The following is a 16,038-nucleotide window of genomic DNA, read 5'->3' on the forward strand; positions in this document are numbered from 1 at the left end:
TTACGCCGCGCTGTGAGAGGAACCACCCTCGGCCGCGGTCCTCACTAGACTCCAGGTCATGAACACTCCCCTCGCGCTCCGGCGGGCGACCCCCGCGGACTCCGACGCCGTCGCGGAAATCTGGTACCACGGCTGGAAAGACGGCCACCTCGGCAACGTGCCCGACACACTCGTGCGCATCCGTACCCGCGAGTCCTTCTGGGAACGCGCCAGGGCACGAGTCGGCGACACCACCGTCGCGGTGGCGCACGGAGAAGTGGCGGGATTCGTGATGGTCGTCGGCGACGAGGTCGAGCAGGTCTACGTTTCCTCGGCTCATCGCGGGAGCGGGGTCGCCGGGACACTGCTCACGGAAGCCGAACGGCTTGTGGGCGAGGGCGGGCATTCCCGTGCCTGGCTCGCGGTCGCGCCGGGGAACGCGCGGGCGCGGCGGTTCTATGAGCGGTGCGGGTGGGTCGATGACGGCGAGTTCGAGAATCAGGTCGCCGGGCCGGATGGGCCGGTTTTGGTTCCCTGTCGGCGTTATGTGAAGGCGGTTGCCGGTTGGGGTGGGCGGTAAGGGAGGCAGGTTCGCACGCCACTTTATTCTTCGGTGTCGATGGCATCGCATCCGAACTCAAGGACAGGCCGTGGCAGCTCCCCAGTTGAAAACATCCCTCACCCACTAGTAGTAATACGAACATGCGTTCGAATTTCTTTGGTATTATCGTGGGGTGTCCGAGACGATCCTTCCCGAGTTGCCGCAGGAGTTGTGGCGCGCTGGCAAGCTGGAGCTTGCCCATGGCGTGCAACAGTTCTTGCAGGTGATCAGGGTCGCTACCGCCGGGTTGGGACAGTATCTGGCGGAGATCGAGTCTCGGGGCGCGAAAGACTTGTACGGGTATGGTTCGACGGCCAAATGGTTCGCCGATGTGGCCGGGCTTTCCTTCGGTGAGGCGCGGCCGGTGGTGAATCGGGCGATCGCGCTGAATCCGACGCGTGGGTTGGATGGGACCGAGCTTCCGGCTGTGGCGCCCGCGACGGCGGCTGCGGCTGCTGAGGGGGCGGTCGGGGACGAACGGATCCAGCAGATTCTGGACTTCCTGGCCAGCCTGCCGCTCGACACGTCAGCAGAGGACCGGGAGCATGCGGAGAAGACCCTGGCTGAGCTGGCCCGGCACGCGGGTCCCCGGCAGCTGGCGGAAGCCGAACAGAACCTACTCGGCTGGCTGGATCCTGATGGTGCTGAGCCGAAGGAGCCTGAGCCAAAGCAGCCGCGCCGGGAACTCACTCTGGAGCGCCGCAAGGACGGGTTCTGGAAACTGAACGGCCTCCTCGACGACGAGGCCGGTGCCCGGACCGCCGCAGCCCTGGAGGCCTACGCTGCGCCGCGCCCAGTGGACGAATTCGGCCAAGCCGATCTGCGCACCAAACCCGAGCGCCTGGGTGATGCGTGGGTGGACCTGGTCGACCTCGCCATCGCCTGCCCCGACCAACCCGGCACCTCCGGCTACCGCACCCTGGTGCACGTCACCATCGGCCTCGACGAACTCAAGTCGGGCCTCGGGACGGCGTGTGTGGACTACGTCGGGACGATGACCGCCCGCGAGGCCCGGATGGCGGCCTGCGACTGCCTCATGCTGCCCGTGGTCCTCAACGCCGCCGGAGAACCGTTGGATGTGGGGCGCCTGCGACGGTTCGTCACCCCAGGCCAGCGACGAGCGTTGAACATCCGCGACGGGGGCTGCGCCTTCCCGGGCTGTCATCGGCCGCCGAAGAACTGCCACGCCCACCACATTCATCACTGGGCAGACGGCGGACCGACCGACCTGCGGAATCTCACGTTGCTCTGCGGCTTCCATCACCGCTTGATCCACCACGGGGACTGGCAAGTCCGCATGGCCGCAGACGGCCTACCGGAGTTCATCCCGCCCCAATATCTGGACCCGCTACGACAAACCCGGCGCAACACCCTCCACCGCGCCGCTTAACCCCTGTATCACCCGAGGAGCCCGCGCCAGCCACACCGGCGACGGGCCCCTCGGCATGCCCACACCCCCTCGGCCCCGCCCGAACGCATTTAGCCGACTAAACGCGCTCCCCGACCGCACCGGACTGGGTGGATCGTGAGTGCTAAGTGTCGTTCTAGTGAGGGGTAAGTCAAAGGTGGCGTGACCGAGTCCTGTAGCGCGTGAAGGCCCCCTTCCCTCGGCTCAGCCGAGGAAACTCGACCTTCACACCCTGCCCAGTACATAAAGACCCGAGAGACTCCTTTATGGAGCACGGCAAATCCCACAATGTGTCCCTTGTAGACAGACAGTGCGCGGCTGGCTCCCGTCGCCCAGTCCAGACCACGCCTCATTCGACTTACCCTCTAGAACAGAATGAAGGAGCTTTAGGTCTGCGCCAGCAGATGACGGCGCAGCCCTGGGTGAGGAAGTAGACGTCGAAACCAGTACAGCCGTCGACGACCCTGCGGTGAACATCGAGACCAGAGCCGTGCCCTGGCCGCGGCGGTCGGCGTAGAGCCGTCGTGGTCAACGGCGCGGCCATCCACGGCGGCCTCGCAGCGGCGGAGACCCAACGACCGCCGCCCGCGACCAATCCAGCAGGTTCGCCATCTGCAACTCCGCCAGTAGCTCGTAAAACCGCTGCCGCACACCGGCCTCGGTCCAATCCCGCAACCGGCACCACCACCCCAAAGCGCACCGGCACACACGGGTCACGAATGACGAAGAGACACCATTGAGGGATAAGGAAAGTGCCACGGCAGTGGACCGAAAGCGTCCGTCGCCGCCCACGACCACCCGACCGTAAGCACGAATCGCATTTAGCCGACTAAACGCGCCAACACCCCGCGTGCACGCACCGCAATCAGTCGGCTGAACGCGTGTCAGGCGTCAGGGAACCACTGCGGCCGGTTCGCCCGAGCCCAAGTAGGCCAACGCCATCTCGGTCATTTCGCTCGCCCAAACCTCCCAGCTCAGGCCGTCGGACCAGTAGCGACCGGTGGCCGCGCGGTGCACGCAGGAACCGATGACGGTCCGCGTCAGCATGCCGATGGCCTGCTCGCGATCCGTCCGGCGGATCTCCTCGAACCAAGGCCGCGCGGCTTCGACGAAGGCGGTCTGGATCGCGGCCAAGGCCTGGAGCCCGCGTTCGCGTCCGTCGGCGCGCTGACCGTCGAGCAGCTCCGGGAAGATCCGGTCGTGGCGGGCGAAGGTGTCCGCCAGAGCACGGGTGAACGCGCCCACGATGCCGTCCAGTCCGGGAGGCGCCGCCCGAAGCGCTTCGCTGACACCACTTTCCAACTGGCCGAGCAACTGGTCCTTCACGGCGTACAGCAGCTGGTTCTTGCCCACGAACCGGCGATAGATCGCGCCCACCGACATGCCCGCCCGCTCGGCGACCGCCGCCACGGTGAACTCCTCGATGCCCTGTTCGGCCAGGACATGCTCGGCGGCGGCCAGCACCTTGTGCAGGGACTCCCGGCTGCGGGCTTGTTGCGGCGGGCGAAAACCCTGCTCGACGGATCGCTGACTCACCGGGCGCACGTTACCTCCCGTCGGTGGGTGGCCGAACCTCGACCAAATGCGAATGATAACTTCCGTTCGCATCTGACGAGACCGGGCAGCATGGAGGGCGGCACGATGGTGAGCATCGAGGTGCAGGGCGCGTACGTCGATTTCCCGATCTTCGACGCCAAGACCCGCTCGCTCAAGAAAGAAGTGCTCGGCAAGGTCGGCGGCAAGATCGGTACCACCGCGAAGGTCCCCATCGTCGAGGCGCTCAGGGACATCACCCTGTCACTGAGCGACGGCGACCGAGTCGGCCTGGTCGGGCACAACGGTGCCGGGAAGTCCACTCTCCTGCGGCTGCTGTCCGGCATCTACGAGCCGACGCGGGGCACCTCGCGGGTCGTCGGCCGGATCGCGCCGGTCTTCGATCTCGGCGTGGGGCTGGATCCGGAGGTCTCCGGCTACGAGAACATCCTGATCCGTGGCCTGTTTCTCGGCATGAGCCGCAGGCAGATGGAGAAGCGGGTCGACGACATCGCGGAGTTCACCGAGCTCGGCGACTATCTGCGCATGCCCCTGCGCACCTACTCCGCCGGCATGCGGGTGCGGCTCGCACTCGGCGTGGTGACCACCATCGACCCCGAGATCCTCATCCTCGACGAGGGCCTCGGCGCGATCGACGCCGCGTTCCTCACCAAGGCGCGCGAACGGCTGGTCGACCTCGCCCGCCGCTCGGGCGTACTGGTGTTCGCCTCACACGCCGACGAACTGCTGCGCGAACTGTGCACCACCGCACTCTGGATGGACGAAGGCCGGATCCGCGCGCACGGCCCACTGGACGAGGTTCTCACCGGATATCACGGAGTTCTGCGCGCGTAACCGTCCAATTCGGACCGCGAGAACGAAAGCTCACCTTCGTCCACCGCACCGCAATCCAGCCCTCGCAGCAGGAAACCCGCCAGCGCCTGGGCGGTCGCGGGCTCGTCCAGCACCCCGCGCCCGGTCTGGTCCGCGTAGTCCCGCAACCGCCCCGATGCCGCCGGGAAGCCCTCGCGGAAGAACGCGTACGTCGCGGCGAACCGGGTCGGCAGCTGGTGCGGGTGCAGATCCCAGCCCTGATAGAAGCCGCGCTCCAGGGAGCGCCGCACCAGGCGCAGATGTTCGCGCCAAGCCGGGAGGATCGCGTCGCCGACAGGCAGCTTGTTCGTCGAGCCGTCGGAAAGCCGGACACCGGTACCGGCGGCCGAAACCTGCATGAGCTGCTTGGCGAAGTCGGCGGCCGGATGTTCCATGCTCTGGTACTCGGCGCCGATGCCGAGACCGGCGCTGTAGTCGTAAGTCCCGTAGTGCAGCCCCGAACACCGGCCGCGCGCGGCCTCGATGATCCGCGGCACCGCGACCGTCCCATCGATGTCCACAATGGACTGCGCGGTCTCGATCTGGACTTCGAACCGCAGAGCACCGTCGGGCAGGCCGTACGCGGATTCGAGGCGCTCCAGGACATCCGCCGCCACTTCGACCTGCTCGACGGCGGTCACCTTCGGCAGTGTGACGACGAATCCTTCCGGCAGCGGCCCGCTTTCCAGTAGTCCCGCCAAAAACAGGTCCAGGGTACGGATACCGCGACGCCGGGTCGCCTGTTCGAAGCTCTTGAACCGGATGCCGACGAAAGGTGTCCCGCCTGTGATGGCCAGCGTCCGCCCCGCCGCGAGCGCGGTGGCGTCCTCCTCGTCATCGCCGGGCCTGCCGTAGCCGTCTTCGAAATCGATCCGCAGATCCTCGATCGGCTCGGTGAGCAGTTTGGTCCGGACGCGGTCGGCGACGTCCGCGTCCAGGCTCAGCTGGTCGGCGTGCTCGCCGAAGACCCGCAGGGCCTGCTTTCCCCAATCCGCCACCAGCCGCGTCTTGTACCGCGACGCGGGCACGTACACGGTGTGCACGGGCTGGCGGCCGGGCGGCTCACCAGGGTATTTGGCCGCGACGCGCGCGTCGGCCTCGGCGAGGCGCGCGTCGGCGGCGGTGTAGACGTCCTCGGTGAGCCGCCCGTTCCCCATCGGTCTACTTGATCCGCTCGTAGGCGGGCAGCGTCAGGAAGTCCGGGAACTCGTCGGCGAGCGCGACCTGCTCGAACAGTTCGACGGCGGGCTCCAGCAGCTCCGGCTTGATCTCGGCGGCCAGTTCGCCGCGGACCTCGGCCAGCACGCCACGCACCAGCTCTTCGGTCACCTTGTCGCCCGTGTCCAGCTGGGTGCCGTTGCGCACCCACTGCCACACCTGCGAACGCGAGATCTCCGCGGTGGCCGCGTCCTCCATCAGGTTGTGGATCGCCGCCGCGCCGTTCCCGCTCAGCCAGGAGGCGATGTAGCGGATACCGACGTCGACCGCGGCACGCAGACCGGCCGCGGTGGCGCCACCCGGCGTCGAAGCCGCGTCGAGCAGCTGGTCGGCGGTGACGGACACCTCGTCGCGGGTGCGGTCGAGCTGGTTCGGCTTGTCGCCGAGGACCTTGTCGAACTCCTCGCGGCAGATGTCGACCATGCCCGGGTGGGCGACCCAGGAACCGTCGAAGCCGTCGCCCGCCTCGCGGCTCTTGTCCGCACGGACCTTGTCGAGCGCCGCGGCGGTGACTTCCGGGTCCTTGCGGTTCGGGATGAACGCGGCCATGCCGCCGATCGCGAACGCGCCGCGCTTGTGGCAGGTGCGCACCAGCAGTTCGGTGTAGGCGCGCATGAACGGCGCCGTCATGGTGACCGAGTTGCGGTCCGGCAGCACGAACTTCTCGCCCGCGTCGCGGAAGTACTTGATCACGCTGAACAGGTAGTCCCAGCGGCCGGCGTTGAGGCCGGAGGCGTGCTCGCGCAGTTCGTAGAGGATCTCCTCCATCTCGAACGCGGCCGGGATGGTCTCGATCAGCACGGTCGCGCGGACGGTGCCGTGGTCGATGCCGAGGGTCTTCTCCGCGTGGGTGAAGACGTCGTTCCAGAGCCGGGCTTCGAGGTGGCTCTCCATCTTCGGCAGGTAGAAGTACGGACCCTTGCCGCGGTTCAGCAGCTCCTGCGCGTTGTGGAAGAAGTGCAGGCCGAAGTCGACCAGCGCGCCGACGGCCTGACGCCCGCCGAAGGACAGGCCCCGCTCGTCAAGGTGCCAGCCGCGCGGGCGGACGACGATGGTCGCGTGCTCGACGTCGTCCTTCAGCGCGTAGCTCTTGCCGCCGCTCTCCAGCGTGATGGTCTCGCGGACGGCGTCGTACAGGTTGACCTGGCCGGAGATGACGTTCGCCCAATGCGGCGTGTTGGCGTCTTCGAGGTCGGCGAGCCAGACCTTGGCGCCGGAGTTCAGCGCGTTGATGGTCATCTTGCGATCGGTCGGGCCGGTGATCTCGACGCGGCGGTCACGCAGCGCGGGCGGGGCCTCGGCCACCTTCCAGTCGCCCTCGCGGATCTCCTTGGTCTCGGGCAGGAAGTCGAGCTTGCCGGTGGTCCTGGCCTCCTCACGGCGCTTGCTCCTGGCCTGCAGCAGCTCATCGCGGCGGGCGGCGAAGGCCTCGTGCAGACCGGCGAGGAAGGCAAGGGCCTCCGGCGTGAGGATCTCGTCCCCGCGCTCGACCGGATCGCCGAGCACCTGAGCTTCAGACATGAGTAACACCCCGAGTTCGGATAAACAGTGACATTCCTAAACAAGACGTCCCTACGGTTTTACATGACGGACTATAGTTTCTGCATAGCGGAACATCAACGCGGACGTAAGGAGTACCACGGTGGCAGCGGAGAAGAACGGACGCGATGGCGGCGTCCAGTCACTTCAGCGGGCCTTCGAGCTCCTCGAGCATCTCGCGGACACCGGCGGCGAGGCCAGTCTTTCGGAGCTGGCCACCCTGTCCGGGCTGCCGATGCCGACCATCCACCGGCTGATCAGGACGCTGGTGGACCTGGGTTACGTCCGGCAGAACACCAACCGCCGGTACGCGCTGGGCGCCCGGCTCATCCGGCTGGGCGAGAACGCGAGCATGCAGTTCGGCTCGTGGGCGCGGCCGCTGCTCGCGGAGCTGGTCGACGAGGTCGGCGAAACCGCGAACCTGGCGGTGCTGGAGCGGGACGAAGTCGTCTACGTCGCCCAAGTGCCGTCGAAGCATTCGATGCGGATGTTCACCGAGGTCGGGCGGCGTCTCCTTCCGCACGGCACCGGCGTGGGGAAGGCGATGCTCGCGCATCTGCCGTCCGAAGACGTGACAGCACTGCTCGCGCGGACCGGCATGCCCTCGTACACCGAGCACACCTTCACCGACCAGGACGCCCTCCTGCGCGAGCTGGCGAAGATCGCCCAGCAGGGTTACGCACTGGACGAGGCCGAACAGGAGCTGGGGGTCCGTTGCGTGGCCGTCGCGGTCCCGGGCGCGCCGGTGCCGGCCGCGGTCTCGGTGTCCGGACCTTCGGGACGGCTCACCATGGAGGCCGTCGAGCGGATCGCCCCCGCCGTCCAGCGGATCGCGACCGCGCTCGGCTCGACCCTTTCGCGTGACGGGGTCACCGTTTGAGGCGGGTCTCCAAACCGTCGAGCATCCGCTCCAGCCCGTAACGGAACTTCTCGTCGCGGAGCCGTTCCGGGTCGGTTTCGACGTCGTCCCGGACGAGCCGGTCCCGCTGGTGCGGGTACTCCCGTGCCGCCTCCTCGACGGCGGGGCGCAGGTGCTCCGCCCATTCACGCTCGCTCCGGCCGCTCTTCGCGACCGTCGTGAGCCAAGCCGCCTCGGTGGTCCCCATCCCGATGACGTACGAGATCACCGCGCTGATCGCCTGATCCGCCTCGTCGTCCGGAAATCCCGCGGACACGAAGACGGCCAGCAGCCGCTCGTTGAGCCGCATGACGTTCGGCCCCAGGTAGGACAGGCCGACCGAGCCGAGCAGTGACGCGATCCAGGGGTGCCGCAGGATCATGGCGCGCACGCTTTGCGCCCCCACGACGGCCGCTTCGCGCCACCCGGAATCCCCATCCGGCACGGTGATCTCGCCGTAGACCTCGTCGACGACCAGCTCGATCAGCTCGTCACGGTTGGCCACGTGCCGGTACAGCGAGGTGGCGCCCGCGTTCAGCGCCGTACCGAGCCTTCGCATGCTCAGCGCGTCGACACCTTCGACGTCCAGAAGCCGGATGGCCTCGGCCACGATCTGGGCCTGACTCAGCGCGGGCTGATGCTGCTTACGGCGGGGACGGGTCCACACCGACTGGATCGGCTGCTCCTCGACTGGCATGCCGCCCACCCTAGCGCACGAAGTACCCCATTGCGAACGCTGTCAGCTTGTGCGTACAGTGTGCGCAACAACGGAACGACGTACGCAACTACTCCAAGGGGAATCCGATGAACGCGGTGGAAGGGCGCGATCCGCGCCGCTGGTGGATCTTGATCGTGCTGTGCCTGAGCACGCTCGTGCTGGTCGTGGACAACATGGTGCTCACGGTCGCGGTGCCGCCACTGGCCGAAGACCTCGGCGCGAGCGCCCAGGACACGCAGTGGATCCTCGACTCCTACATCCTGGTGTTCGCCGGTCTGCTGCTCACCTCGGGAAGCCTCGGGGACCGGTTCGGGCGCCGGAAGGTGATGATCATCGGCCTCGCCCTCTTCGGGGCGGCCTCACTCGTCGCCGCGTTCGCCGCGAACCCGCTGGAACTGATCGTGGCCCGCGCGGTGATGGGGGTCGGCGGCGCGCTGATCATGCCGAGCACGCTGTCGATCCTGATCACCGTCTTCGACGACGAGGAACGCCGCAAGGCGATGGCGGCGTGGAGCGCGGTCGCGATGCTCGGCCTGATCGGCGGCCCGGTGCTGGGCGGCGTGCTGATCGCGTGGTTCTGGTGGGGCGCGGTGTTCCTGATCAACGTGCCGATCGTCGTCGTCGCGGTGCTCGCCGCGCTCACGCTGATGCCCGAGTCCAAGGGCCCGTGGCAGAAGCCGGACCCGCTCGGCGCGATCCTGTCCGCCACCGGCATGGTCGCACTGGTCTGGACGATCATCGAACTGCCCAAGCACGGCATCACCCAGGCCGGCACCCTGATCCCGCTGGCGATCGCGGTGGTGAGCCTGATCGGCTTCGTGCTCTGGGAGCGGCACACGCCGTCGCCGATGGTCCCGCTCAAGCTGTTCCGCAAGCGCAACTTCAGCGGCGGCAGCCTGTCGCTCACGCTGGTGCAGATCGGCAACGGCGGCCTGCTGCTGCTCCTGACCCAGTACCTGCAGTTCGTCCTCGACTACACCCCGACCGAGGCGGGGCTGGCGTTCATCCCGATGGCCATCGCGTCGCTGCTCTGCAACACCCTGGGTGCCACGCTGGGCCAGAAGATCGGGAACCGCGCACTGGCCACGGCCGGGATGACGGTGATGGCCGCCGGGTTCGGCCTGCTCGCGACACTGTCGACGGACGCCGGTTTCCTGCTGCCCGCCGTCGCGCTGTTCGTACTCGGTGCCGGTGGCGGGCTGGCGATGCCGGCGGCGATCGCGGCGCTGATGGGTGAGGTCCCGGAGGAGCAGGCCGGGGTCGGCTCCGCGCTCAACGACACCATCCAGCAGCTGGGCGCCGCGCTCGGCATCGCGATCCTGGGCAGCGTCGTGTCCGGTCTGTTCACGTCGCAGATGCCCGCGTCCGCTCCGGAGCGAGCGCGGCTTTCGATCAGCGACGCCTTCGCCACCGGTGACGGCGGGCTGATCACCGCGGCCCGAGAGGCGTTCACCTCGGCGATGTCGACGACGTTCCTGGTGAGCGCGGTGGGCGTACTGGCCGCGGCGGTGGTCGCGTTCCTGGTGATGCGGGACAAGAAGACCGCGGCGATCGAGGACGACGCTCCGGTCTCCGTCTGACCGCGAAGTCCGTGAAGGCCCCTCTTTCGGCTGAGCCGGGAGAGGGGCCTTCGCCGTAACCTCGAAAGGGGCCGAGCGAGGGGATGTCCGATGGTCGAACCGGTGATCGCCTGGGTGGGGCAGAAACTCGCGGAGAAGGCGCTCGACCGGGCGATGGCCACGGGCGGCCGGAAGCCGCGGCGGCACGATCTCAGCGTCCAAGGCGCCGAAGCGACCAGCGACCTCGACATCACCGTGAAGTACACCCTGCCGTACTGCCGCGGCGCGAAGGCGCCTGTCGTCCTGACCTTGCGGAGGGTCGACCGTTTCACCGAGAGCCTGACGCTGGACATGGTGCTCGGGGAAACCGCCCGTGTGCGACTGAAACGAGGACGCTACGAGATCACCGCGAAGGTCCACGAACTGTCTCCCCGCCTCGGCGTGGCACCGACCCTGCACGCCGTCGGGTCACAGTTGCTGTGGCTGGGCGGCAACGGCACCGCGAAAGCCTGTATTCGCCCGGCTCCGGTGATAGTCCTGCCGTCCGCGGCTGTCCAGCCGTCCGCGGCTGTCCAGCCGTCCGCGGCTGTCCAGCCGTTCAGCCTGAGGAGCCGGGGATGCCCGATGTGCGGTGACACCGGGGTGTACTACGGACTCTGCCTGGACCACCACAGCTACATCGCCCGCTACATACAGGAGAGGTTCGCCCCCGCGGCCTAGTTGCTGAGCAGGGCTTCCACGAACGCGCCCGGCTCGAAGGGCGCCAGGTCGTCCGGCCCCTCACCGAGACCGACCAGCTTCACCGGCACACCGAGTTCACGCTGCACCTGGAAGACGATGCCGCCCTTCGCGGTTCCGTCCAGTTTGGTCAGCACGATGCCGGTGACGTCGATGACCTCCGAGAACACCCGGGCCTGCATCAGCCCGTTCTGCCCGGTGGTGGCGTCGAGCACCAGCAGGACCTCGTCGACCTTCGCCTGCTTCTCGACGACTCGTTTGACCTTGCCCAGCTCGTCCATCAGGCCGGTCTTGGTGTGCAGACGGCCGGCGGTGTCGATCAGGACCGCGTCCACCCCCGCCTCGGTGCCGCGTTTGACCGCGTCGAACGCCACCGCGGCCGGGTCCGCGCCCTCCTTGCCGCGCACGACCTCCGCGCCCACCCGCTCGGCCCAGGTCTGCAGCTGGTCCGCCGCGGCGGCCCGGAAGGTGTCGGCCGCGCCGAGGACGACGGTGCTGCCCTGCGCGACCAGCACCCGGGCGAGTTTGCCGGTGGTGGTGGTCTTGCCGGTGCCGTTGACCCCGGCGACCAGCACGACGGCGGGCTGCTTCACGCCGTCGACGACGTGCGGCAGCGCGCGGACGGCGCGGACCGCGTCGGTCGACAGGGCGGCCGTGAGCACCTCCTGCAGCACCGCGCGCGCGTCCTCGGACGTCCGCACGGCGCGGCGCTTCAGCTCGTCACGCAGCCGCTCGACGATCTCGGTGGTCGTCGCGGCGCCCAGATCCGCCATGAGCAGCGTGTCTTCGACGTCCTGCCAGGAGTCCTCGTCCAGATCGCCGGCGCCCAGCAGGCCCAGCAGGCTCTGCCCGAACACTGAACGCGACTTCGAAAGCCTGCCGCGCAGCCGCTCGATCCGCCCCGCCGCCGGGGCGATCTCCTCGGCGGGAGCGGGCGCGGTCTCCTCGGCGGGCTCGGGGAGTTCGACGTCGCGCACCGTGCGCTGCGCGGAATCCCTCGGCACCGCCGCGTCGTCCCCGACCGCGGGCTGGCCGTCGGTCTCGGGGCGATCCTCGACCGGATGCTCCGGTTCGACGGGTTCCTCGGCCGCTGCGGCCTCTTCGGTCTTCTCACCGCCCGGAGCGAGCGCGATCCCGCCGGTCGCGGTATACCCGCCGCCCTTCGGCTTCGCGCGCTCGACGGCCTCGGCAGCCTTGGACTCGTCCAGGCTGATCCGGCGGCGGCGCGCGATGAACAGCCCGGCCACCAGTACGGCGACCAGGACCACGACGGCAACGACAACGATCCAGAACCAGGGGGTGCTCGACACGGGCGCCATCTTCGCATCCGCACGCGGCCCGGCTCAGACGCCCCACTGGGAGGAAGCGGATCTTGTGAGACACCCACTGGATAGGACTCATTTCGGACAAGAAGAAACAGTGTCGCTTGCGCGCCCTCCGGATCGAGGGCTAGACCACTTCGAATGACGGTTTTCTCCGGCACTGGGGTCCGGATGATCGGACTCATCTCCGGCACATCGATCGACGGGATCGACGTGGCGGCCGCCGAACTGCGCGCCCGTGGCGACACCGTGGAGCTTTCCCCGCTCGGTCAGCTCGAAGTCCCTTATCCGGAAGCGCTCCGCGAGGCCCTGCTCGGCGCCCTGCCGCCGAATCCGTGCAGCGCCGGACAGCTCACGAAACTCGACACCCTGGTGGGCCAGGCGTTCGGCGAGGCGGCCGCGCGCGGCGTCGAGGAGCTGGCCGGCGGCGAGGCCGACCTCGTCGCTTCACTGGGCCAGACGGTGTTCCACTGGGTCGAGGACGGTGCCGCGCGCGGCACCCTGCAACTGGGGAATCCGGCGTGGATCGCCGAGCGCACCGGCCTGCCCGTGGTGGCCGACCTGCGCGTGCGCGACGTCGCCGCCGGCGGCCATGGCGCACCGCTCGCCAGCACCTTCGACGCGATGTGGCTCCGGGACCTGGCCGATTCCGGCCCGGTCGCGGCGCTGAACATCGGCGGCATCGCGAACATCACCGTGGTCCCCGCGGCGGGCGGAGTTCTGGCTTACGACACCGGGCCCGGCAACGCCCTGATGGACATCGCCGCGCACCGCGCCACCGGGCGGCGTGCCGACATCGACGGAGCGCTCGCCCTGCGCGGGAACGTCCGGCCCGATCTGCTGGCGAAACTCCTGCTCGACCCGTACTACGCGGCCGCGCCGCCGAAGTCGACCGGCAAGGAACTGTTCCACGGCGGGTATCTCGACACCGCGCTCGACGGTCTCCCGCCTGTCGGGGCGGAAGACCTCCTGGCGACGCTGACCGAACTCACCGCGGTGACGATCGCCGCGGAATGCCGCCGCCACGCCGTCACGACCCTGATCGTCTCCGGCGGCGGAGCGGACAATCCCACGCTGATGGCCGCGCTCGCCAGGAATCTGCCGGGTGCGGCGCTGAAGACCAGCGACGACCACGGGCTGCCGCGCGCGGGCAAAGAGGCATACCTGACCATTCTGCTCGGCTGGCTGACCTGGAGCGGCGTCCCGGGGAACCTCCCCTCGGCGACCGGCGCCCGGGGCGGCCGGCTGCTCGGCAGCATCACCCCGGGCTCGGGCCCCCTGCGGCTTCCCGCCCCACTTACCTCAACCGTGACCCGGCTACGGGTAGCGGCGACGACCGGCGAGCGATAGGAGATACGGATGCGCGCACTTGACCTCGCGATCATCGGGCTTTTTCTGGTCGGCATGCCCCTGCTGGGCATCTGGATCGGCGGCAAACAGAAATCCGGCTCCGACTACTTCGTCGGCGAAGGCAAGATCTCCTGGTGGGTGGCCTGCCTGTCGGTGGTCTCCGCGGAGACGTCCACCCTCACCGTGCTCTCCGTACCGACGGTGGCCTACATCGCCACCCCCGGCGAAGGCGGGATGACCTACCTCGCGCTGGCCATCGGCTACATCGCCGGCCGGATCGTGGTGTCGATGGTGCTGTTGCCGCGCTACGTGGCGGGCAACCTGGTCACCGCGTACGCCTTCCTGGGCAAACGGTTCGGCAACGGGTTGCAGGGCACCGCGTCGGTGACCTTCCTGCTCACCCGCACGCTGGCCGACGGCATCCGGCTGTTCGCCACCGCGATCCCGATCAAGGTGGTGCTCGCCGCCTACGGCCTGAGCGTCTCGTACTGGACCATCGTGGTCGGGCTCGGCATCGCGATGGTGATCTACAGCTTCTTCGGCGGCGTGCGGGCGGTCGTCTGGGTCGACGCGATCCAGATGCTCTGGTACATCCTCGGCGCGGTCGTGGTCATCTGGGTGATCGCCGGGCGGCTGCCGGACGGCTGGTTCGGCAAGGCCGTCGACGCCAACAAGTTCCAGCTCTTCGACTTCTCCTCGAACATGCTCACCGGGCAGTACGCGTTCTTCACCGCCGTGATCGGTGGCGCGGTGCTCTCGATGGCGTCGCACGGTTCCGACCAGCTGATCGTGCAGCGCCTGCAGGCCACCAACGACCTGCGCGCCGCGCGGAAGGCGTTGGTCGCGAGCGGTTTCGTGGTCTTCCTGCAGTTCGCGCTGTTCCTGTTCATCGGCGTGCTGCTGTGGGCGCTGTACAACGGCCTGAACCCGACCAAGCCGAAGCCGGAAGGCCTCGGGCTCGCCAACAAGGACGAACTGTTCGCGAACTTCATCGTGAACGACCTGCCGAGCGGCCTCTCCGGCTTCGTGATCGCCGGGATCCTCGCCGCCGCACTGAGTTCGTCACTCGGCGCGCTGGCGTCGTCCACGGTGACCGACGTCTACGAACGGGTCATCGGCAGGCAACTGCCGGAAGCCGACCGGCTCAAGCACGGCCGCATCTGGACGATCATCTGGGCGGGCGCGCTGATCCTGTGCGCGGGCTTCTTCGCCTCGTCCAACAAGACGTCGGCCGACCCGATCGTGGTGCAGGCGCTCGGTATCACCGGCTACACCTACGGCGCGCTGCTCGGCGCGTTCCTGCTGGGGCTGCTGTTCAAGCGGGCCAGGCAGTCGGACGCGATCGTCGCGTTCGTTTCGACGGTGATCGTGATGGCGTTCCTCATCCTCGGCGTCAAGTTCAACAAACCGGACGGCAGCCTGATCGGCATCGACTTCGGCCGGGCCGCCGGAACCAAGGTGGCGCTGGCGTGGCCTTGGTACACGTTGTGCGGCGTGGTGATCACGCTCGTCGTGGGCGGGCTTCTTTCGCTGCGACACCGCAGCGAGGACCCGCTCGCCGAAGAGGGCGTGAAAGAGGCCGAATCAGTGTGACCTGAGTCACATCTTCGAACGTTCTCTGCCTCTCCTCCGTGTCGGCTGCGGGACCCGCCTGAAGACGGCGGGCGAGGAGAGGTAGAGACGATGAAGCGTGCGACTGTCACCATCGCGATCGGCGCCCTGTTGCTCGGGAGCGGTGCGAGCGCCTACGCCGCGACCAACCCGATCGACGTCCAGGCAGGCGGGAAGCAGCGGCCCGTTCCGGAAGCCGTCAAGGTTCCGGACGGGAACACCCGTGTCGCCACCTACCGTGGCGAGGGCGTGCAGATCTACGGCTGCGCCAACGGGGCGTGGACCCTGATCCAGCCCGCCGCGACGCTGAGCCACCACGGGCGGGCGATCGCGCTGCACAGCAAGGGTCCGGTGTGGACGTCCACTGTGGACGGCAGCACGGTCGGCGCGGCGGTGGTGCCCGGTGCCTCCAGCCCCAGACCGAACGCGGTACCGGAAGTGCTGCTGAAGGCGAACCTGAACAGTGGCGACGGGGTCTTCGGCAAGATCACCTACGTCCAGCGGCTCGACACGCGCGGCGGGCTCGCTCCGGCGGGCAGCTGCGCAGCCGGCGCGCAGACGGCGAGCCGGTACTCCGCGGACTACGCGTTCTGGGCGGCCAAGTAGCGCCCGGCGGCATGCAAGGAAGGGCTGAAGGGGCCCTTCCCCTCATCTCACGCGGCGAAGGGCGCTTTCCCCGCATGCGATGCGG

The 16,038-nt window shown here is 68.4% G+C and carries 14 protein-coding genes and 1 pseudogene; 9 read left to right on the forward strand and 6 right to left on the reverse strand.

Features of this window, described 5'->3' with window-relative positions; translation table 11 throughout:
* Positions 1-58 precede the first annotated feature (58 nt).
* Positions 59-559, forward strand: a complete 501-nt coding sequence (locus SD37_RS29210) for a GNAT family N-acetyltransferase (RefSeq protein ID WP_044850921.1) — start codon at positions 59-61, stop codon at positions 557-559.
* 154 nt (positions 560-713) lie between these two features.
* The gene (locus SD37_RS29215; protein ID WP_044850922.1) at positions 714-1,970 is read left to right on the forward strand and encodes an HNH endonuclease signature motif containing protein; all 1,257 of its coding nucleotides are present in this window, start codon (positions 714-716) and stop codon (positions 1,968-1,970) included.
* Positions 1,971-2,555: 585 nt separating this feature from the next.
* Here the strand turns inward: SD37_RS29215 and SD37_RS43930 are convergent.
* Both SD37_RS43930 and SD37_RS29220 read right to left on the reverse strand, forming a co-directional pair.
* Positions 2,556-2,672: pseudogene (locus tag SD37_RS43930) on the reverse strand (IS5/IS1182 family transposase); the annotation flags it as partial.
* Positions 2,673-2,879: 207 nt separating this feature from the next.
* Positions 2,880-3,524, reverse strand: a complete 645-nt coding sequence (locus SD37_RS29220) for a TetR/AcrR family transcriptional regulator (RefSeq protein ID WP_044850960.1) — start codon at positions 3,522-3,524, stop codon at positions 2,880-2,882.
* A gap of 105 nt (positions 3,525-3,629) precedes the next feature.
* Between SD37_RS29220 and wzt the strand changes: the two genes are divergently transcribed.
* Positions 3,630-4,376: a galactan export ABC transporter ATP-binding subunit Wzt/RfbE gene (wzt, locus tag SD37_RS29225; RefSeq protein WP_044850961.1), complete on the forward strand. Its 747-nt coding sequence runs from the start codon at positions 3,630-3,632 to the stop codon at positions 4,374-4,376.
* Here the strand turns inward: wzt and SD37_RS29230 are convergent.
* Positions 4,355-5,551 carry a DUF6986 family protein gene (locus SD37_RS29230; RefSeq protein ID WP_044850923.1) on the reverse strand — a complete coding sequence of 399 codons (1,197 nt, stop codon included), beginning with the start codon at positions 5,549-5,551 and terminating at the stop codon, positions 4,355-4,357. The two genes, wzt and SD37_RS29230, sit on opposite strands and share 22 nt — an antisense overlap.
* A gap of 4 nt (positions 5,552-5,555) precedes the next feature.
* Positions 5,556-7,133: a malate synthase A gene (gene aceB / locus SD37_RS29235; protein WP_044850924.1), complete on the reverse strand. Its 1,578-nt coding sequence runs from the start codon at positions 7,131-7,133 to the stop codon at positions 5,556-5,558.
* A 121-nt stretch (positions 7,134-7,254) separates the two neighbouring features.
* Between aceB and SD37_RS29240 the strand changes: the two genes are divergently transcribed.
* A complete protein-coding gene (locus tag SD37_RS29240; protein ID WP_037303545.1) occupies positions 7,255-8,031 on the forward strand; it encodes an IclR family transcriptional regulator in 777 nt (258 codons plus the stop codon).
* Here the strand turns inward: SD37_RS29240 and SD37_RS29245 are convergent.
* The gene (locus SD37_RS29245) at positions 8,021-8,746 is read right to left on the reverse strand and encodes a TetR/AcrR family transcriptional regulator (RefSeq protein WP_044850925.1); all 726 of its coding nucleotides are present in this window, start codon (positions 8,744-8,746) and stop codon (positions 8,021-8,023) included. The two genes, SD37_RS29240 and SD37_RS29245, sit on opposite strands and share 11 nt — an antisense overlap.
* A 107-nt stretch (positions 8,747-8,853) precedes the next feature.
* On the opposite strand from SD37_RS29245, the gene SD37_RS29250 reads away from it, so the two are divergent.
* The gene (locus SD37_RS29250; RefSeq protein ID WP_044850926.1) at positions 8,854-10,347 is read left to right on the forward strand and encodes an MFS transporter; all 1,494 of its coding nucleotides are present in this window, start codon (positions 8,854-8,856) and stop codon (positions 10,345-10,347) included.
* A gap of 90 nt (positions 10,348-10,437) precedes the next feature.
* Complete coding sequence (locus SD37_RS29255; protein WP_044850927.1) at positions 10,438-11,046, forward strand: hypothetical protein; 609 nt, start codon at positions 10,438-10,440, stop codon at positions 11,044-11,046.
* Here SD37_RS29255 and ftsY read toward each other — a convergent pair.
* Positions 11,043-12,374, reverse strand: a complete 1,332-nt coding sequence (ftsY, locus tag SD37_RS29260; RefSeq protein ID WP_236725141.1) for a signal recognition particle-docking protein FtsY — start codon at positions 12,372-12,374, stop codon at positions 11,043-11,045. The genes SD37_RS29255 and ftsY overlap by 4 nt on opposite strands.
* A 183-nt stretch (positions 12,375-12,557) precedes the next feature.
* Here ftsY and SD37_RS29265 point away from each other — a divergent pair, with 183 nt between their 5' ends.
* The 3 genes from SD37_RS29265 to SD37_RS29275 all read left to right on the forward strand — a co-directional run bounded on the left by SD37_RS29265 (position 12,558) and on the right by SD37_RS29275 (position 15,953).
* Positions 12,558-13,736, forward strand: a complete 1,179-nt coding sequence (locus SD37_RS29265) for an anhydro-N-acetylmuramic acid kinase (protein ID WP_083255331.1) — start codon at positions 12,558-12,560, stop codon at positions 13,734-13,736.
* Between the two features lie 9 nt (positions 13,737-13,745).
* Entirely contained in the window at positions 13,746-15,329 is a 1,584-nt protein-coding gene (locus SD37_RS29270; RefSeq protein ID WP_044850930.1) for a sodium:solute symporter, read from the forward strand.
* A gap of 90 nt (positions 15,330-15,419) precedes the next feature.
* Positions 15,420-15,953 (forward strand): DUF3455 domain-containing protein, encoded by a 534-nt coding sequence (locus tag SD37_RS29275; protein WP_044850931.1) that lies wholly within the window; start codon positions 15,420-15,422, stop codon positions 15,951-15,953.
* Positions 15,954-16,038: the final 85 nt, after the last annotated feature.

Origin of the sequence: Amycolatopsis orientalis, assembly GCF_000943515.2 — a bacterium.
Lineage (GTDB): Bacteria > Actinomycetota > Actinomycetes > Mycobacteriales > Pseudonocardiaceae > Amycolatopsis > Amycolatopsis orientalis.

Bases quoted from the DNA above. Each gene is read 5' to 3' on its own strand.
- SD37_RS29210 (WP_044850921.1), top strand. From the start codon at position 59: ATGAACACTCCCCTCGCGCTCCGGCGGGCGACCCCCGCGGACTCCGAC.
- wzt (WP_044850961.1), top strand. From the start codon at position 3,630: ATGGTGAGCATCGAGGTGCAGGGCGCGTACGTCGATTTCCCGATCTTC.
- SD37_RS29230 (WP_044850923.1), bottom strand. From the start codon at position 5,551: ATGGGGAACGGGCGGCTCACCGAGGACGTCTACACCGCCGCCGACGCG.
- aceB (WP_044850924.1), bottom strand. From the start codon at position 7,133: ATGTCTGAAGCTCAGGTGCTCGGCGATCCGGTCGAGCGCGGGGACGAG.
- SD37_RS29245 (WP_044850925.1), bottom strand. From the start codon at position 8,746: ATGCCAGTCGAGGAGCAGCCGATCCAGTCGGTGTGGACCCGTCCCCGC.
- SD37_RS29250 (WP_044850926.1), top strand. From the start codon at position 8,854: ATGAACGCGGTGGAAGGGCGCGATCCGCGCCGCTGGTGGATCTTGATC.
- SD37_RS29255 (WP_044850927.1), top strand. From the start codon at position 10,438: ATGGTCGAACCGGTGATCGCCTGGGTGGGGCAGAAACTCGCGGAGAAG.
- SD37_RS29265 (WP_083255331.1), top strand. From the start codon at position 12,558: ATGATCGGACTCATCTCCGGCACATCGATCGACGGGATCGACGTGGCG.
- SD37_RS29270 (WP_044850930.1), top strand. From the start codon at position 13,746: ATGCGCGCACTTGACCTCGCGATCATCGGGCTTTTTCTGGTCGGCATG.
- SD37_RS29275 (WP_044850931.1), top strand. From the start codon at position 15,420: ATGAAGCGTGCGACTGTCACCATCGCGATCGGCGCCCTGTTGCTCGGG.